This is a genomic window from Halarchaeum acidiphilum MH1-52-1, assembly GCF_000474235.1.
Classification (GTDB): Archaea; Halobacteriota; Halobacteria; order Halobacteriales; family Halobacteriaceae; genus Halarchaeum; species Halarchaeum acidiphilum.
In genome coordinates, this window is sequence record NZ_BATA01000003.1 from 38,816 (window position 1) to 54,581 (window position 15,766).

Here is a 15,766-nt window from a genome sequence, read left to right on the forward strand (position 1 = left end):
CACACGCGTGTACCTCGCAGACGAGGCGTGGCCGGACCTCGAAGCCTACTTCGAGTCCGAGACGCTCGCCATCGTCCCGCTCGGAAGCACCGAACAGCACGGCCCGCACCTCCCGCTCGCGACCGATCACCTCATCGCCGAGGCGTTCGCGACCGAGGTCGCCGAACGCACGGGCTACCTCCGGACGCCCACCGTCACGATCGGCGTCAGCCCCCACCACCGCCAGTTCCCCGGCACCGCGTGGGTCGATCCGCCCGCGTTCCGCGACTACGTGGAGAGTTTCGTCCGGAACCTCACCTACCACGGCATCGACCGGGTCGTCTTCGTGAACGCCCACGGCGGGAACGTCCAGCACCTCCGCGAGGTCGGACGGCGGCTCCGCGACGACGACGTCGCCTACGCTATCGAGTGGATGTGGGACGAGTCCATCCCCGACCTCGTCGACGAGGCGTTCGCGCGCAACGGTCCCCACGCCGGCCCGAAGGAGACCGCGCTCATCCAACACCTCCGCCCCGAACTCGTTCACGACGACCGGTTCGCCGAGGCTCGCGACGGCGGCGCCCCGAACCCGGAGGAATCCGTCCGCGTCCGCAACGGCGCCGCGACCTTCTACGACGCCGTCGAGAACTCCGATAACGGCGCGTTCGGCGACCAGACGGACGCCAACGCCGAAACGGGCGCCGAGCTCTTCGACGCCGCGAGCGACCAGCTCGAAGAACTCTGCGAGTGGCTCGCCGCGCGCGACTGGGACGAACTGCGCGCACCCGAGCGCGTCTCGCGCGAGGGGTAGGCTATCAGTGGAGCGACGTCGTCGGTCACTGCTCGTCCTCGACGCTCGGGTGTGGGTTCTGCGGTGCGTGCTCGCGCCACGCCTCCTTGTCCTCGGTGCCAAGTTGGTCGGTCAACTACCCCGCCCTACTTCGCTCACCATGACGGGTTCGCTCGTGGAGGGTGGGGCTTGTCCATGAACTCGGCCTCGAACCCGTCCGGGTGGGCGTCGAACGAGGATACGGTATGCACCGTAAAGAGCGTTAGGAGTGAAAGCTACGAAAATACTGACGGAGAAACGATACGGTCAACGACGGGCGATTTCTGTGCGAAGAAACTGCCAACTACTGCTACAACGCGTCGTAGCGCCCGAGACGCGTGCCGTCCAGCAGGTACGCGTCCGCGTCCGGGCACGCGTCGGGGAGGAACGGCGCGAGGAACTCCTGTCCCGCGACGTTCACCCACGTCCCGCCGCTGTACCCGTTGAACGCCGGGCAGACGACGAGCTCGCCGCTCACGGCGAGCGTCGCGTCGCCGTGTGCCTCGAACGGTTCGGCGACGAGCGGGCCGCGGAGCCACGCGCGCTCGACGCGGCTCCCCCCGACCTCGTCCTCCAGCCTGACCGCCGGGTGCTCGTGCCCGACGCAGACGACGTCGGCTTCCACGACTTCGCGGCGCGGCCACGTATGGCCGTGGCAGAATCCCACACCATCGAATCGTGCGCCGGTCGCGGGCGTGACGTCGACGCCGAGCGCGTCCGCGATGCCGCTGTCGTGGTTCCCCCGCACGAGCGTGACAGGCACGGGGAGTTCGGCGACCAGCGTTTCGAGTTCGTCTAGCTCCGCGCCGCGCGGCTCGCCGATCCGGTGGCCGAGGTCGCCGAGGAAGACGACGCGATCGACGCCCGTCTCGACGACGAGCGACAGCACGCGATCGCGTCGCTCGTCGGCGCGCGAGGGGGCTTCGAGGCCGTCGCGGCGGAGCGCGCGCTCGATGCCGGCGTGGTAGTCCGCGACCACGAGGGCCGACTCGTCGCCGAGGTCGGCGACCGCGGCCGGCCGCCCCGGGACGGGTTCGACCCGCGCCATCTAGATGGCCTTGAGGTGGTCGTCGCCGGACTCGTAACACCTTCCGCTCATCAGCGCCGACTGAATCGCGTCCTCGATGGCGTCCTCGTCCGCGTCCGTCTCCTCCATGACGGTGCGCACGAGTTCGTCGCGGTTCGCGCCGTCGCCGTCGTCGAGGTCGTCCATGTAGTCGATGACGAGGTCCTCCAAGCCGACGTCCGGCGGCGCGGACTCCGCGTCCTCCGCCTCGCTCTCCGGTTCGTCGTACTCGGACTCGGTGAACGCGTCGAGATCGTCGGCCTCGTCGGCCTCGTCGGCCTCGTCGAGGTCCGCGGACGACTCGAAGCCGCCGAGATCGGCGTCGGCTCCCCCAGTCTCGTCGTCGCTCGCCTCATCACCGTCAGACGAGCGGTCCGCCTCGCCGCCTTCGGGGATCTCCTCCCCGGACGAGAAGCCGACGTCGAACTCCTCCTCGACCTCGGCGCGCGTCTCCTCGTCCATCTCCCACTGCTCGTCCTCCGCGGACTCCTCGGTCTCCGTCTCCCCGCCGTCGAAGTCGTCGGGCGATCGGTCGCTCACCGCTCCCGCGGACTCGTCGTCGGGCGACGGCTCGGCCCGCGCGGCCGCGAAATCGCCGCCTTCGGACGCCGACCCGCTCTCGGCCGTCTCGGACGTCGATTCGGTGGTATTCGACGCCGACGCGGTCGCTTCGCGCTCGGACTCGTCGGCCGTCGTTTCGGTCTCCGTCTCCCCGCCGTCGAAGTCGTCGGGCGAGCGGTCGCTCACCGCTCCCGCGGACTCGTCGTCGGGCGACGGCTCGGCCCGCGCGGCCGCGAAGTCCTCGGACGCCGACCCGCTCTCGGCCGTCGCTTCGTGCTCAGCCGGTCCCGTCGCTTCGGCTTCGATCTCCGTCGCTTCGGTCTCCGTCTCGGCTTCGAAATCGTCGGGCGACGGCTCGCTCTCCTGCGTGACCGTCTCGCCCTCCGGCGTCGCTTCGACGCGCTCATCCATCGACGCCCCCTCCTCGCTCGCCTCGGTCTCGGCGAGCGCCGCGTCGGGATACGAGAGATCGGCGTCCGTCCCGTCGCCCTCGTTCGGCGCGAGCGCGAGCGCCTCGACCTCGTCGAGGTCGCCGGCGACGACGCGCGTCGCGTCGAGCGCGAGTTCGCGAACGGCCGCGAGGTACGCCGGCGTCGTCCCGTAGTGGTCGATGGCGTGCGAAATGCCCGAGGCGAGTTCGTACGGCGCGTCGCGTTCGACGAGCGCGTCCGTCAGGTCGTCGCCACGCTCCGCCATGTCGAGGGCGTCCGCGAACGTGCCGATCCGGGAGAGCGTCCGCTCGGCCGTCGAGACCACCCAGCGATCGCGCGTCTCGGGCGTGACGGCGTTCACGCTCTCCGGCCGGATCGACGTGTAGACCGCGTCGGAGTCGTCCGGCGAGAACGTCCGCGCTTTGCCCGTCACCGCGACGAACGAGGGCACGTCGGCGTTCTCGAGCGACGCGAGCGCGTCCGGCTGGTACTGGCCGGCGTAGACGACGAACGCGCCCGTCGGGTCGACGACGCGCGCCCGCACGACGTCCTCGTTCACCTGCTCGACGGACGTGAGGACGCCGACGGCGAACAGGCGGTTGACGCGCGCGCCCGTCGGCGTGACGACGTAGTTCGGGGCGCGCTCCTCGTCGCTCTCCGCGAACTGGTAGTCCGCGTCGTCGAACTCGGCGGCGAAGAGGCGCCACGCGACCTCGCGGCTCGGGCGCTCCTCGCCGTCCTCGGACTGGCTCACGCGCATCCCTCCGGTCGCGCGTTCGCTACTCCGCGACCCCTCGTGCCGCTCGGGTTCGCGCGACTCACGCGAGCCACCCCCGGCGAGTGTGAGCCAGTCGGGCCAGCGGTCCGACGCGACTTCATGCGCTCACCTCCGCGAGCAGGTCGTGCGCCCGCTCGACCGGATCGTCGCCGCTCTCCCGAAATCGCACCGCTTCGAGGTTCGCGCCGTACTCGTCGACGGAGAGGTGTCCGCGCACCGCGTACTCCCGCCCGACGACGGACTCGCGGATGTCGTCGGCGACGACCTCGCGGTCCATCGCGTCGCGCGCGGCGTCGAGCGCGTCCTCCAGTGTGCCCTCGTAGACGTCCTCGGTCAGCTCGCGGCCGAGGATCGCGGTCGCCGTCCCCGTCCCGTCGTCGAGGATCGCCTTCACGCGGAGGTCGTCCTCGCCCTCGACCTCGCCGTGGGTCCGACATTGGCCCTTCTGGATGACGCGCCCGCACTCCGGGCAGCGCTCGATCAGTCCGGAGCCGTCCCGGACCTCGATGACGTTCCCGACGAGTTCGACATCGTACGCGCCACCACCAGAGACGGCCCCGCGGACCGTCATGCGCGTCGGTCCGCCGACCTCGACGGGCTGATCGCGCTCGGCGACCGCGGAGAACTCGGAGACGTTCACCGAGGGGACGCCGCGAAACTCCCGGACGTACGCGTTCTCCACGTGGACGCTCGCGCCCTCCGTCTCGAGCGCGGGCACGACCTCCCACGCCGTGAAGGGGAGCCGCGCCGTCTCGTCGCCCAGCACGCCGGAGAGGATCTCCGTCTCGCCGTCGCGCCCGTCGATCGTCTTGCGCTCGACCTCGACGACGCGGACGTCGAGCGTCACGCCGCGGTCGCCCGCTTCGAGGTCGTCGAGGGCGGCCTCGCCGCCCGCCTCGTAGGGGACGTCGAGGTCCTCGTCGGCGACCGTCACGGTCGAGGACTCCCCGAAGTTCAGCTCGGGGTGCCCCTCGTACTCGCGGACGCTCGCGTTGCCGATCCGGACGACGTCGCCGGCTTCGAGTCCGAAGTCGTCCCACGCGGTGTAGGAGAGCGTGCCGCTCTCGTCCGCGAGGTCGCCCTCGAAGATGACGTGGTCGTCGCCGTTGTAGCGGATCGATCGCTTGCCGACCGTCAGGACCTTCGCGGTCACGGTGACGTTGCCCGAGTCCGGCGTCACGTCCGCGAGATCGGCGGACGTGGGGGCGGACGACGTCCCGGTGTCGCCGCCGTACTTCCGGCGGAGGCTCTGCTCGGCCTCCTCCATCGGCACGCTGTACTCCACGAGGTTGCGGAGTCCCTCTTCGACCTCCTCTTTGTCAACACCGAGGTCGGAGGCGAGCTCCTCGGCGCGAGATTCGAGATCCATCACCGACACTTGGCGCGGGGGACGTAAAAGCGTTCTTCGCGCGGGCGCGCGTGAGTCGCGACTGTTGTCGCGACGAGGTCGGTCGCTGAGACGCGTCTCCCCCCGCGCACTCGAATCGCGCTCGTGCGGCCCGAATCCCCTTCCCGGCGGCGACGCTACCCGTTGCCATGCGCCTCTATCAGACGTGGCGGAACTACGTCGCCCAGATCGCGCTCGACGTGCCCGTCGTGCGCTCGTTCGTCCGCGACTGGCTCGTCGGCCTCCACGTCGACTTCTTCACCGAGGCGAGCGAGCGCGACGCCGACGCGCGCGAGGACCACCTGCGCGCCGTCTTCGAGACGTCGATCGACGTCTACGAGCGCGCGCTCGCCGAGGGCTACCCGGAGAGTCACGCCCGCGAGATCACGCACGTGCAGGGGGCGTTCGACTTCTACGAGCGCGGCTGGGGCGACCTGTTGGAGTTCCCGCCGGACGAGCGCGAGGCCTACTACGAGAAGTACCGGGGCTTCTTCGAGCGCCACGGCTGCACGCTCGAACGCCCGTTCGGGGAGTTCGCGCCGCCCGGCGGCTTCCCGGACGCGCCGGAGACGCCCGAGCGGTTGGACGGCGACTACCCCATCGCGGAACCCGGACACGTCGACGGCATCTACCTGCACACGGACCTCGAATGGGTGCGCGAACCGGGTGAGAACGAGACGTGAGCGGTGCCGCGGCTGTGCGGTGAGAGACGAACGGGACGGCGCGGGGCCGTCGTCGAGAACCGAAGCGCGCGTCTACAGGCGACCGGTCTCCTGCACCTGCACGGACTCGACGCCGTCGACGCCGGAGAAGGCGTCCTCAACGGCCTCGGTGCCGCCCGCGTCGTCCGGCACGACGACGGTGGAGAGGAGCGCGACGAGACCGAAGGCGACCTCCTCCTGCTCGAACCCGCGGAGCTTGGCGCCCTCGGGCAGCGAGTCCTCGAGATCCCCCTTGAGTTCGTCGAGATCGATCTCGGGGTTCTGCGGCATGACCTTGAGGACGGCGGCGACCTTCCCCATCGTTACGGCCCTCGGAACCCGCAGTCGGGACACTCGTAGAGGTTGCTCTGCTTGCGGCACTTCGCGCAGCGGTAGATCTGCGCGCCGCAGTCGGGGCACTTGAACGACGCGGCGTTCGTGCCGGAGATGTTGATCCCACAGGAGACGCACTTGCGCGCCTGTCGTGCTTCGCTCATACGCACAGGGTAGCCGCGCGAGCGGTTTTAACTCTTCCTTCTCGCTTCGCCGCCGCTTCCGGCCCTTCGGCAGGCTTTTGCGTCGGACCCCCGAACCACGAACTCATGACTGACGCAGTCGAGACCGTGACGTTCAGCGTCGACGGTCCGGACGGCAGCGACGAGGTCGAGATCCCCGCGGGGCTCGTCGACCTGCTCGGCGAGGAAGACGACGAGTCGATGGCGCAGGTCGTCGCCGACATCGCCCTGATGGGCTTCGCCAACCGCGCGCACACGCTCGCCCACCACGGCGAGGGCGACGCCAGCGACGAACTCGAAGCCATCGAGGAGTCGACGCTCGACGCTTCGAGGAGCGCTTCGGCGTCACGTACGGCGAGGCGACCGGCCACTCCCACTAACGCCTCTCTTCTCCCCCACACGATGCCGACGACCACGCCACCGGTCGTCGCCGACGCGCTCCGCGCGCTCGAACGCGAGCGCGACGTCCGCGTGTGCGTCGCCGTCGAGGCCGGGAGCCGAGCGTGGGGGCACGCCGGTCCTGCCAGCGACCACGACGTCACCGTCGTCTACGCTCAACCGCCCGCGGAGTACGTCGTCCTCGACGGCTACGTGGCGTCGATCCACGACGCGGTCGGCGATGGCGCCGGGGACGAGGACGGGGACCGCGCAGTGGACGTCCGCGCGTGGAACCTCACGCGCTTCGCCGAACTGCTCACGGAGTCGAACCCGACCGCCCTCGAAGCGCTCGCGTCACCGGCGGTCTACCGCGGCTGTCCGGGTCTCGACGCGCTCCGCGAGTACGCGCTCGGCGCGTTCTCGCCGATCGACTGCTACCACCACTATCGCTCGCTCGCCACGAGCCAGTACGAGGCCGATGAGTCGTCCACCGTCTCGCGCGCGCTCGTCGTCGTTCGTGCCGCGCTCTTCGCCCGATACGTCCGCGACGCGCACGCGTTCCCGAACCCGGTGTTCCCGGCGTTCCTCGACGACGCGGGCGAACGCTTCCCCGACGCGTGGGTCGAGACGGCCCGCCGGCTCGTGACACGCAAGCGCGCCGGCGAGGGCGACGAACGCGCGGAACAGCTCGACCCGGCGATCGTCGCGCTCCCGACGGGCATCGATCCGACCGTTCACGCCGTCCGCGGCATCGAGCGCGAGCGCGTGAACGACTTCGTGCGGACGGCGTTCGAACGAACTCAGAAGTCGTAGCGCAACAGCACGCCGTCGTCGAGCCGCTCGACGTCGACGAGGTCGAGTTCGGGGTAGTCCTCGGTGAACCCCGCGCCGTCGGCGAGCGTCGGGGCCTCGCGGCCGCCGACGAGCATGCTCCCGACGTAGACGGTGAGCGCGTCGACGAGGCCGGCGTCGAAGAGCGAGAAGATGAGTTCGCCGCCGCCCTCGACCATCACGTCGGAGAGGTCCCGTTCGTCCAGTCGCGCGAACGCCGCTGGGAGATCGACGCGGCCGTCGCCGGCGACGACGACGGTCGCGCCCGCGTCGGCGATGGCGTCGACGCGCTCGTCTGGCGCGCTCGACGCGACGAGGACGACCGTCGGGGCCGCGTCGTCGAGGACGCGCGCGTCAGTCGGCGTGCGCCCGTTCGAGTCCGCGACGACCCGCGTCGGCTGTGCGGGATCGCCGCGCGCCTCGCGCTCGGCCACGCGGTCGGGATCGTCCACGGTGAGCGAGGGATCGTCCGCGAGGACGGTGCCGACGCCGACCATCACGGCGTCGCTCGCGGCGCGGAGTCGATCGACGCGCTCGAAGTCCGCGGGACCGCTGATGGCGAGCTGTTCGCGCCGCCGAGAGGCGAGCTTGCCGTCGACGCTCGTCGCGGCGTTGACGTGGACGCGCATCGGGTGATCGCTACTCGCTCAGCGCCGCGACGTCCTCGGGTCCGGCCTCGACGTGCCCGCCGTGATAGCAGAGGACGTCGGTGAACGCGAGGTTCGCGAGCGCGTCGAGGGACTCGTAGGCGCGTTCGAGGTCGGGCGTGAAGCGCTCGTTCGGGCCGACGAGTTCGCCGCCCTCGGCGATCGTCGCGTCGGCGGCGAGGAGGACGCCCGCGTCCGGGAGGTAGCCCGAGACGTGGCCGGGCGTGTGGCCGGGCGTCGCGACGACCTGAAGCGGCCCGGCGGCCGTGCGGATCTCGACGCCGTCGACGACCTGCACGTCCACGGGGGCGGGATCGTAGCGGTCGGCGGGGTCGCCCTTCAGTGGGTCTTCGAGACCCTCGACGACGGGCGCGTCGTCGCGGTGGGCGAAGGCCGTGACGGGGTGGTCGAGGCGCTCGCGGAGCGGGGCCAGCCCGGCCGCGTGGTCGCCGTCTTGGTGGGTGAGCAGGACGTACCGGACGTCGTCGAGGGCGTAGCCGTGTTCGGCGAGTCCGTCGTCGAGTTGGTCGAGCGTGTGCGCGAAACCGGTGTCGACGAGCAGGACGCCGCCGTCGGGAAGCGCCACCGCGCTGGGGTGGAACGCTCGCTCGCCGTTCTCGGTCTCTAGGGTCACCGGCAGGTCGAAGACGCCGTCCGCGAGTGCCATGGATGCCGGTGGTCGCGGCTCGCGGAAAACAGTTGAGGTGGCGGCGACCGCTGTCGAGACGGGAACGTGCGTTTTATAACTGCGACGCCAGTACGACTCCTCATACGACTATGCCGAGCTCCAACGGCCCCCTCAACACCACGCGGAACAAGCTCTCGAACAAGCCCCGCGAACGCGGGACCTCCCCGCCCCAGCGCGCCGTCGCCGAGTTCGACGAGGGGCAGAAGGTGCACCTGAAGATCGACCCGTCGGTCAACGAGGGTCGCTTCCACCCGCGCTTCTCCGGGCACACCGGCACCGTCATCGGCACGCAGGGCCGCGCGTTCAAGGTCCGGATCAACGACGGCGGCAAGGAGAAGACCATCATCGCGAAGCCCGCGCACCTCCGCGCGCAAGAGTAAGCGTGACCATCTTCAAGGAGACCGTCGACGAGGAGTTCCTCACCGTCTCGGAGGCGCGTGACCTCCTCGCCGACGTCGAGGCCGAGCGCGCGGCCGACGAGGAGCGCGAACTCCGCTACGAGCTCGCGCGCGCCGTCGAGCACGTCAACCGCTTCGCCGTCCTCGAAGGCGAGGAGTCCCGCGAACTCGTCGAGGAACTCCTCGAACTGGAGGGCGTCGAGGAGGCCGCGACGGCCGTGAAGATCGCGGACCTGCTGCCGCGCAACCGCGACGAGCTGCGCGCCGTCTTCGCGCAGGAGCGCTACGCGCTCTCCGGCGACGAACTCGACGACGTGCTGGACGTCGTCGCGAAATACGCTTGACTACGTCGGGATTCCCGACCCGTCAGCCGACCTTTTAAGACTCCCCTCGTCGTACGTTCGGCCATGAGCGACGATTCAGCCGACGGAACCGAGGCCGTCGTCCTCGACGTGCTCCGACACGGTCGGTCGGACGACGACCGCGCGGCATTCCGGCGGGGACAGGTCGGACTCGCCGTCGGTGTCGAGGACTTCGCGCTCTATGAGTTCGTGATGGACGACGACGCGGACGTCTCCATCGGCGATCGGGTGCGCGTCGCGCCCGACGCCGAGGCGGGCATTCGCCGGGTGAACGCCGTCGCCTACGACGATCTCTCCGCGGGCGCGCAGTCCGAGTTGGAGTACGTCGTCGAGGAGCTGATCGAGGCGAACCCCGAGCCGTTCCTCGAGTTCTACAACGAGGCCGGGGCGGTCTCGCTGCGCCTCCACCAGCTCAATCTCCTCCCGGGGATCGGCGACACGCTCCGCGATAAGATCCTCGACGAGCGCAAGCGCGGTCCCTTCGAGAGCTTCGCGGACATCGAGGAGCGCGTCGACGGCCTTCACGATCCAACGGAGATCATCGTCGAGCGCGTCCTCCAAGAGATCCGGGGCGAGGACGTGAAGTACCACGCCTTCACGCCGAGCGGCCGCGGAAAGTAGGGTTTACACGACTCGGTGGCGTACGTCCGTCAATGACCGAGCGACGGGACCCCGACGCGCTCATCCGGCGTGCGGGCCGCGGAAACCCGGATTTCGACCAGCATTTCCTCGTCGACGACCGCGTTCTGGACCGCATTCCGACGTACGCCGAGGCGTTCGATCGATCGCACGTCCTCGAGGTCGGTCCCGGTCCCGGTGCGCTCACCGATCGCCTGCTCGCCGTCGCCGATCGAGTGACGGCGGTCGAGCGCGACCCCGACCTCGCCGCGCACCTCCGCGAGGAGTTCGTCGACGCCCGCGAGGCCGGGAGGCTCACCGTGATCGAGGGCGACGCGCTCGACGTCGAACTCCCCGACTACACCTGCTGCATCTCGAACCTCCCCTATTCGGCGTCGAGCGAGCTCGCCTTCCGCTTGCTCCCCGAGGGCGAGCCTACCGTGTTGATGTTCCAGCACGAGTTCGCGGAGCGGATGGCCGCGGACGTCGACGACGACGCGTACGGTCGGCTGAGCGTGAGTGCACAGCACTACGCGGACGCGAGGTGGTCGAAGAAGTGCCCAAGGAGGCGTTCGACCCGCAGCCGCGCGTGCGCTCGGCGATCGTCCGGACGACGCCGCGCGATCCCGACTACGAGGTGGACGACGAGGCGTTCTTCCTCGGCTTCGTGAAGGCCCTGTTCACGCAGCGGCGCAAAACGGTCAGAAACGCGATCCGGAACACGGGACACATCTCGGGACTCGACGATCCCGAAGCGGTCGTGTCGGCGGCGGACGAGGACCTCCTCCGGAAGCGCCCCGGCAACCTCCCGCCGGCGACGTTCGCGGAACTCGCCGCGCTCGCCGCCGAACACGGTGACCCGTCGTAATGGCGGGGTGGCTCTCGATCGCGAGCGCGATCGCGGACCACGCGGACGCCATCGCGCTCACCGTCGGCTCGCTCGTCGTGGTCGTCGCGTTCTGGTGGGTCCTCCGCTGGGTCGGCGACTCGCTGCGCGAGAAGCTCGACCTGCGGCTCATCGACCTCCTGCTCGGCCTGCTGGTGCTCTGTCTGGCCGTCACGGAGATCGGGACGATCATCTACATCTGGGGACTCCAGTCGGAGTTCGTCGACCTCGTCCGGCGGTTCGGCAATCCGCTGGAGCTGGGCGCGAAGGGGTTCGTCTCGCTCGTGATCGTCGTGGTCGCGTACATCGGGACCGGCGTGGTGAAACGCGCCATCGAGAACGGCGCGAAGCGTCGCGACGGCATCAGCGATCACGAAGCCGAGATCGCCTTTCGCATCGCTCAACTGGCGATCTACCTCGCGGGGGTACTCGGGCTACTCGGTCTCTGGGAGATCGACCTCTCCGGGTTGCTCATCGGTGCGGGGTTCCTCGGGATCGTGCTCGGGATGGCGGCGCGACAGACGCTCGGTGCGGTACTCGCCGGCTTCGTGTTGATGTTCGCGCGGCCGTTCGAGATCGGCGACTGGGTGCAGGTCGGGGACAACGAGGGGATCGTCACCGAGATCAGCATCGTGAACACGCGCATCCAGACGTTCGACGGCGAGTACGTGATGCTGCCGAACGACTACGTCGGTTCTGAGGAGGTCGTCAACCGCTCGCGGAAGGGCCGCTTGCGCCTGCACGTCGCGGTGGGCGTGGACTACGAGACGGACGTCGATGAGGCGGTCGAGGTCGCCGAGGAGACGATGGGCGAATTGGAGGACGTACTCTCCGTCCCGCGCCCGCAGGCCGTCCTCACCGAGTTCGGCGACTCCGCGGTCACGATCGACCTCCGGTTCTGGATCGACAAGCCGAGCGCGCGCCGGAAGTGGCGCGCACACACCGCGGTCATCTCCGCGGTCCACGCGGCCTTCGCCGAGCACGACATCAAGATCCCGTACCCCCAGCGCGAGGTGTCCGCGCGCCCGGAGGCGGACGGGTTCCGCGTGCGCGACGCTCCGTCGCCGGGCGACGGCGACAGCGACGGGGACGAACGATCGGCGGCCGTCGAAGGAGCGGTGAGCGAGAACGCGGACGAGACGGATGATAATGGAAGCGAGAGTGCGGACGCCGGGGAGGATGAGCATGAGCGGTGACGACCTCGCGGGGCGTCGCGGCGTCGAGACCGACGTCTACGATCCCGCGGAGGATTCGCGCCTGCTCGCCGACGTCGCGTGCGAGGCGGTATCGGAGTCGGATCTGGTGGCGGACGTCGGGACGGGATCGGGGTACGTCGCGGCGACCGTCACCGCGGAGACGAGCGCGCGCGTGCTCGGCACCGATCTGAACCCGCACGCGTGTCGGCGCGCTCGCGACGCCGGCGTCGAGGCGGTTCGGGCGAACCTCGTCGCGCCCTTCCGCGCCGACGCCTTCGACGTCGTGCTGTTCAATCCGCCCTATCTCCCGGCGGACGCGGCGGCCGCGCGCGACGACTGGATGGAGGTGGCGCTCACCGGCGGCGAGACCGGGCGGGAGGTCGTCGAGGCGTTCCTCGACGACGTCGGACGCGTGCTCTCGCCGGACGGATACGTCCTCCTCCTCGTCAGCACGCTCACCGGCGTCGACGAAGTGGTCGACTACGCGGGCGAACGCGGGTTCTCGACCGTCGCGCTCGCGGACGAGTCGTTCCCCTTCGAGACGCTCTCGGTGTTGAAACTGGTCCGGTAGGTGTTTGCCCGCCGGCCCGCTACCCGAATGCATGAGCGATGGGTCGTCGGACGTCGACTCGCGGTGGTGGCTACTCGTCCTCGCGATGCCGATCGTGACGGTCGTCGAGGCCTGTTTCGCCGTTCTGCTCGCCGGATTCGTCTACGTGTCGGCGGACGGGATGGATCCCTCCATGGTGCTCGTCGCCGCCGCGCCCTTCCTCGCGATCGCCGTGATCGTGCGGGCCGGCCTCCCCATCGCGCTCTATCGGGACGCCCGCGCGATCCGCGACGCCGACGTCGAATGGGCGCCCGATCCGGCGAACTGGGGGTTCCTCGGTCTCGGTCTGATCGTCGTGCCGGTCCTCGACTCGCTCCTCGCCGCCGTCTACCTCACGCGACGCTCGCGCGCGCTCGCCGACTGAGTGCGCGTCCACCGGGGAATTACTACCGTGAATAATCCGGTAGGGAAAATATTAACCACGGTGCTCGCGTAGCGTCGAGCACATGGAACACGTCGCGACGACGGCCGGCCTCTTCCCGCTCCCGGACGCACAACGGGAGCGCCTCGCCGACCTCAAGGGACACCAGAAGGCGGACCTCATCGGCGGGGACGAGTCCGCCGACGTGACCGCGGCCTACGACGCCGCCCGCGAGCGCCTCGTGAGCGTCCAACGCGAGGCGGGACTCGACCGCGTCGTCGAGGGGCAAGCGCGCTGGGACGACATGCTCGCCCACCCGCTCTGCGTCCACGACAACGTCCGGACGGAGGGCATCGTGCGCTACTACGACAACAACAACTTCTACCGCGAGCCGGTCGTCACCGGCCCGCTCACCGAGGACGGCGACATGGCCGCCGACCTCGACGCCGCGGCCCGCCTCACCGAGGACTTGCAGGCCGTCGTCCCCGGTCCCTACTCGCTCACCGACCTCGCGACCGACGAGCACTACGGCTCGTTCGCGGCCTTCCTCGACGCGTCGCGGACTTCCTCGCCGGCGAAGTCGCGGCGTTCCCCGACGCCGTCGAGACAGTCTTCGTCCTCGAACCGAGTCTCGTCGCCGCCCCGCCCGACGACGACATCCACGAGCGCGTTCGTGATGCCGTCGACGCCGTGGCCGACGCCATCGACGCGGACGTCGTCCTCCACACCTACTGGGGCGCGCTCGGCGAGAAACTGCACGCGCACCTCCTCGACACGGACGTCGCGGCGCTCGGCTACGACCTCGTGAGCGCCCACGAGGAGAGCGCCTACCTCGTGCAGGAGTACGGCACCGCGGATTCCGTCGCGCTCGGTCTCGTCGACGGACAGAACACGCTCGTCGAGACGCGCGAGACCGTCCGCGAGCGCGTCGAGTGGTTCCGCGAGAGCGTTCCCGTCAGCGACTTCGACACCGTGTACGCCACCCCGAACACCGAGCTGTTCTACCTGCCGGTGGGCACCTTCGAGGCGAAACTCGACGCGCTCGCCGCCGGCGTCGCCGCCGAGACGGAGGTGTCCCGATGAGCGACGCCGTCGACGTCCGCGAGCGGTTCCGACCGACCGATCACCCCCACGAGCACTTCCTCCTCACCACCGTCGTCGGCTCCTACCCGAAGCCGACGTGGCTGAATCGCGCCCGCGACCTCCACGAGGCCGACGACGAATCCTTCGACGACGACGACTGGACGGAGGCCCTCGACGACGCCTGCCGAATCGTCACGCACGAGCACGAACGCGCCGGTCTCGACGTCGTCGTCGACGGCGAGATGCGCCGCGAGGAGATGGTCGAGTTCTTCGCCCGACGCATCGACGGCTACGAGTTCAACGGTCCCGTGAAAGTCTGGGGCCACAACTACTTCGATAAGCCCAGCGTCGCCTCCCCGGTCGCGTACGACGAGCCGTGGCTCCTCGACGAGTACGAGTTCGCCGCCGGCGTCGCCGACCGCCCCGTCAAGGTCCCCATTACCGGACCCTACACCCTCGCGTCGTGGAGCTTCAACGAGGTCTACGACACCGACGCCGACCTCGCCTACGATCTCGCCGATCTCGTCAATCGGGAGGTCACGAAGCTCGTCGAGGCCGGCGCGCGCTACATCCAGATCGACGAGCCGGCCCTCGCGACCACGCCCGACGATCACGCCATCGTCGGCGAGTGCCTCGATCGGATCGTCGCCGACCTCCCGGACGACGTCCGCGTCGGACTCCACGTCTGCTACGGCGACTACTCGCGCATCTATCCCGAGATCAACGACTACCCGATCGACGAATTCGACGTCGAACTCGCGAACGGCGACTACGAGCAGATCGACGTCTTCACGGAGCCGGACTTCGAGCCGGACCTCGCGCTCGGCGTCGTCGACGCCCACACCGCCGACGTCGAGTCCGTCGAGCAGATCAAGCGCAACATCCGCGAGGGCCTGAAGGTCGTCCCACCGGAGAAGCTCACCGTCAGCCCCGACTGCGGACTGAAGCTCCTCCCGCGCGAGATCGCCTCCGGCAAGACGGAAAACATGGTCCGCGCCGCCCGCGAGATTGAAGCCGACCTCGACAGCGGCGAGATCGATGCCGCCGCGATCAGCGAGCGCGCGCGCCGCGAGTAGCGTCGCCGCGCCGCGATCAGCGTCCCGTCTGACACGCCGGCGAGCAGTAGCCCGTCTCGGCGGCGTTCGCGTCCTCGCACGCCTTGAACTCGCTTCCACGGGTCGGACACTCGTAGGTCTCGAACGCCGACATACACGGGGCGATGTGTCCGCGAGCGAGTTGTGATTTGCGGCTGGATCGCGCGATCCGGACTCTGGTCCGAACAGGGGAAGAACTATCCGCGGTGCACGAATATCCACTCTCGTCTCCGACAGACGGTGGCCCCTTCGGGGGGAGGGGTCGCCATCGGAACCTCGTCGGAGACGTTTCTCGACGTCCCAGCCGAGCGTCCACGCTCCGCGCGTCACTCACCGGATCGACCACCTCCACGAGTCGGAGCGCCGG

The 15,766-nt window shown here is 69.7% G+C and carries 17 protein-coding genes and 5 pseudogenes; 13 read left to right on the plus strand and 9 right to left on the minus strand.

Annotation, left to right across the window (positions count from 1 at the left end; all coding sequences use genetic code 11):
* Window positions 1–7 precede the first annotated feature (7 nt).
* Complete coding sequence (locus AOZ13_RS01115) at window positions 8–790, plus strand: creatininase family protein (RefSeq protein WP_021779573.1); 783 nt, start codon at window positions 8–10, stop codon at window positions 788–790.
* A gap of 25 nt (window positions 791–815) precedes the next feature.
* Here AOZ13_RS01115 and AOZ13_RS15545 read toward each other — a convergent pair.
* From AOZ13_RS15545 to AOZ13_RS01135, 5 genes and pseudogenes are all read right to left on the minus strand, one after another.
* Window positions 816–899: pseudogene (locus AOZ13_RS15545) on the minus strand (MarR family transcriptional regulator); the annotation flags it as partial.
* Between the two features lie 25 nt (window positions 900–924).
* Window positions 925–1,002, minus strand: a pseudogene (locus AOZ13_RS15550) (zinc ribbon domain-containing protein); the annotation flags it as partial.
* A 116-nt stretch (window positions 1,003–1,118) separates the two neighbouring features.
* Complete coding sequence (locus AOZ13_RS01125) at window positions 1,119–1,856, minus strand: metallophosphoesterase (protein WP_021779574.1); 738 nt, start codon at window positions 1,854–1,856, stop codon at window positions 1,119–1,121.
* Window positions 1,857–3,620 (minus strand): hypothetical protein, encoded by a 1,764-nt coding sequence (locus AOZ13_RS01130; protein ID WP_234402800.1) that lies wholly within the window; start codon window positions 3,618–3,620, stop codon window positions 1,857–1,859.
* Window positions 3,621–3,741: 121 nt separating this feature from the next.
* Window positions 3,742–5,013 carry a Single-stranded DNA binding protein gene (locus tag AOZ13_RS01135; protein ID WP_020222222.1) on the minus strand — a complete coding sequence of 424 codons (1,272 nt, stop codon included), beginning with the start codon at window positions 5,011–5,013 and terminating at the stop codon, window positions 3,742–3,744.
* 167 nt (window positions 5,014–5,180) lie between these two features.
* Here AOZ13_RS01135 and AOZ13_RS01140 point away from each other — a divergent pair, with 167 nt between their 5' ends.
* Complete coding sequence (locus tag AOZ13_RS01140; RefSeq protein WP_020222223.1) at window positions 5,181–5,714, plus strand: DUF6149 family protein; 534 nt, start codon at window positions 5,181–5,183, stop codon at window positions 5,712–5,714.
* A 72-nt stretch (window positions 5,715–5,786) separates the two neighbouring features.
* Here the strand turns inward: AOZ13_RS01140 and AOZ13_RS01145 are convergent, their stop codons facing one another.
* Both AOZ13_RS01145 and AOZ13_RS01150 read right to left on the minus strand, forming a co-directional pair.
* Entirely contained in the window at window positions 5,787–6,053 is a 267-nt protein-coding gene (locus AOZ13_RS01145; protein ID WP_020222224.1) for an elongation factor 1-beta, read from the minus strand.
* A 2-nt stretch (window positions 6,054–6,055) separates the two neighbouring features.
* Window positions 6,056–6,229, minus strand: a complete 174-nt coding sequence (locus AOZ13_RS01150) for an HVO_2753 family zinc finger protein (RefSeq protein ID WP_020222225.1) — start codon at window positions 6,227–6,229, stop codon at window positions 6,056–6,058.
* A gap of 105 nt (window positions 6,230–6,334) precedes the next feature.
* On the opposite strand from AOZ13_RS01150, the pseudogene AOZ13_RS15555 reads away from it, so the two are divergent.
* Together AOZ13_RS15555 and AOZ13_RS01155 are read left to right on the plus strand one after the other, a co-directional pair.
* Window positions 6,335–6,627: pseudogene (locus AOZ13_RS15555) on the plus strand (DUF7545 family protein).
* 22 nt (window positions 6,628–6,649) lie between these two features.
* Entirely contained in the window at window positions 6,650–7,438 is a 789-nt protein-coding gene (locus AOZ13_RS01155) for a nucleotidyltransferase domain-containing protein (RefSeq protein WP_020222227.1), read from the plus strand.
* Here AOZ13_RS01155 and AOZ13_RS01160 read toward each other — a convergent pair.
* Window positions 7,426–8,085 (minus strand): 2,5-diamino-6-(ribosylamino)-4(3H)-pyrimidinone 5'-phosphate reductase, encoded by a 660-nt coding sequence (locus tag AOZ13_RS01160; protein WP_021779578.1) that lies wholly within the window; start codon window positions 8,083–8,085, stop codon window positions 7,426–7,428. The genes AOZ13_RS01155 and AOZ13_RS01160 overlap by 13 nt on opposite strands.
* A gap of 10 nt (window positions 8,086–8,095) precedes the next feature.
* Window positions 8,096–8,770, minus strand: a complete 675-nt coding sequence (locus AOZ13_RS01165; protein WP_021779579.1) for an MBL fold metallo-hydrolase — start codon at window positions 8,768–8,770, stop codon at window positions 8,096–8,098.
* Between the two features lie 110 nt (window positions 8,771–8,880).
* On the opposite strand from AOZ13_RS01165, the gene AOZ13_RS01170 reads away from it, so the two are divergent.
* From AOZ13_RS01170 to AOZ13_RS01210, 9 genes and pseudogenes are all read left to right on the plus strand, one after another.
* Window positions 8,881–9,171, plus strand: coding sequence for a 50S ribosomal protein L21e (locus AOZ13_RS01170; RefSeq protein ID WP_020221187.1), 291 nt, complete (start codon window positions 8,881–8,883; stop codon window positions 9,169–9,171).
* 2 nt (window positions 9,172–9,173) lie between these two features.
* Entirely contained in the window at window positions 9,174–9,533 is a 360-nt protein-coding gene (locus AOZ13_RS01175) for an RNA polymerase Rpb4 family protein (protein ID WP_020221188.1), read from the plus strand.
* A 63-nt stretch (window positions 9,534–9,596) separates the two neighbouring features.
* Entirely contained in the window at window positions 9,597–10,172 is a 576-nt protein-coding gene (locus tag AOZ13_RS01180) for a DUF655 domain-containing protein (RefSeq protein ID WP_020221189.1), read from the plus strand.
* A gap of 32 nt (window positions 10,173–10,204) precedes the next feature.
* Window positions 10,205–11,037 (plus strand): annotated as a pseudogene (locus AOZ13_RS01185) (16S ribosomal RNA methyltransferase A).
* Complete coding sequence (locus AOZ13_RS01190) at window positions 11,037–12,251, plus strand: mechanosensitive ion channel family protein (protein WP_021779582.1); 1,215 nt, start codon at window positions 11,037–11,039, stop codon at window positions 12,249–12,251. Before AOZ13_RS01185 ends, AOZ13_RS01190 begins: the two are co-directional and overlap by 1 nt.
* Window positions 12,235–12,822, plus strand: a complete 588-nt coding sequence (locus AOZ13_RS01195; RefSeq protein WP_020221192.1) for a HemK2/MTQ2 family protein methyltransferase — start codon at window positions 12,235–12,237, stop codon at window positions 12,820–12,822. The genes AOZ13_RS01190 and AOZ13_RS01195 overlap by 17 nt, the downstream gene beginning before the upstream one ends.
* A gap of 31 nt (window positions 12,823–12,853) precedes the next feature.
* A complete protein-coding gene (locus AOZ13_RS01200; protein ID WP_020221193.1) occupies window positions 12,854–13,225 on the plus strand; it encodes a hypothetical protein in 372 nt (123 codons plus the stop codon).
* Between the two features lie 82 nt (window positions 13,226–13,307).
* Window positions 13,308–14,305, plus strand: a pseudogene (locus AOZ13_RS01205) (5-methyltetrahydropteroyltriglutamate--homocysteine methyltransferase).
* Window positions 14,302–15,381: a methionine synthase gene (locus AOZ13_RS01210; RefSeq protein WP_020221195.1), complete on the plus strand. Its 1,080-nt coding sequence runs from the start codon at window positions 14,302–14,304 to the stop codon at window positions 15,379–15,381. Before AOZ13_RS01205 ends, AOZ13_RS01210 begins: the two are co-directional and overlap by 4 nt.
* The last annotated feature ends 385 nt before the right edge of the window (window positions 15,382–15,766 follow it).